Origin of the sequence: Dyadobacter sp. BHUBP1 (assembly GCF_050587785.1) — a bacterium.
Lineage (GTDB): Bacteria > Bacteroidota > Bacteroidia > Cytophagales > Spirosomataceae > Dyadobacter.
On record NZ_JBOBIH010000040.1, the window covers coordinates 1 to 1,264 of the forward strand.

Genomic DNA, 1,264 nt, shown 5'->3' on the forward strand with positions numbered 1-1,264 from the left:
GCGGCCTTTAGATTAGTGGACTGGTAAGATTTCAATATTTAACCTTTCTTATCTTATCGGAAAATAATCAGGGCGGGGCTACCTATCGCGGCGGCTAGGAGAGAGACCTATGGTCCGATTTAGGGCCCGCTTTGAGTCTTGCCCAGACTCGAATAGAAATGAGGGTAGCCAGAGACCCATTAGGAAGGTTTTGAGCATAGGACAAGACAATCTATCCATCATTAACCTACCAAATCTCATGAAATTTCACTACTTCATCGGGGTCGATGTATCAAAGGCTACATTAGATTGGGCTGTATATACTCTTGACGGCTTAGTCTGTCAAGTACAGTCAGATAATTCTGTAAATGCTGTGCGTAAAGTGGCTAAAAGGCTAAAATCATTGCCGGAGTTTTTCCTGGAAACATGCGTATGTTGCCTGGAACATACTGGGCTTTACAGTGCGCACGTCTTAGACACACTTCATTTGGAGGGGTTTAATCTGTGGCTGGAAGCTTCGTTACATATCAAGCAGGCTGGTGGCTTGCAGCGGGGTAAATCGGACGCAATTGACGCAGCCCGAATTGCCGAATACGCCTTCCGGTTCCAGGATCGCCTACGGCTATGGCACCCCCAACGCTTGGTTCTAAGGCAACTTTGCGAATTAACACAGCTACGTCAGCGACTACAATCTGCTATCAACCAAATAGCTGTACCATTAGCTGAACAAAATCAATTTGGAGGCAAAGAACTTCTGTCAATTTTGAGAAAACATTGCCAGAATTCCTTAAAAGCCCTCAAAATTGACCTACGACAAGTGGAGGCCAGCATCGAAGAGATTATTAAAACAGATAGCGAATTGCGAATGCTTTTCGGTTTACTAACTTCCGTACCGGGGGTGGGAACTGTGGTTGCGACAGAAGTAATCATAGCAACGGGCGAATTTAAAACTATCAGTGAGCCCCAAAAGTTAGCTTGTCATGCGGGGGGAGCCCCCTTCGAACATCGTTCAGGCAGTAGTGTACGAGGCCGCACAAGAGTTAACCCGCATGCCCGTAAGTCACTCAAAACCTTGCTACACTTAGCTGCCATGGCTACCATCAGATCTCAAGGCGAATTGCAGAACTACTATCAGCGAAAAGTCGCGACAGGCAAGAACAAGATGCTAATTTTGAATGCTGTGCGGAACAAACTTATTCACCGAATCTATGCTGTGGTTCGCCGAGGTGAAAAATATGATAAAAACTATGTACCTATACTTGTTTAAACCATAGAAATCGGACCG

At 45.6% G+C, this 1,264-nt stretch carries 1 protein-coding gene; it reads left to right on the top strand.

From position 1 onward, the window contains the following. Positions 1 to 238 precede the first annotated feature (238 nt). The gene (locus ACQ4MZ_RS31540; protein ID WP_430852025.1) at positions 239 to 1,246 is read left to right on the top strand and encodes an IS110 family transposase; all 1,008 of its coding nucleotides are present in this window, start codon (positions 239 to 241) and stop codon (positions 1,244 to 1,246) included. Positions 1,247 to 1,264: the final 18 nt, after the last annotated feature.

Excerpts from the sequence above, each read along its gene's own strand:
- ACQ4MZ_RS31540 (WP_430852025.1), top strand. The coding sequence starts at position 239 with ATGAAATTTCACTACTTCATCGGGGTCGATGTATCAAAGGCTACATTA.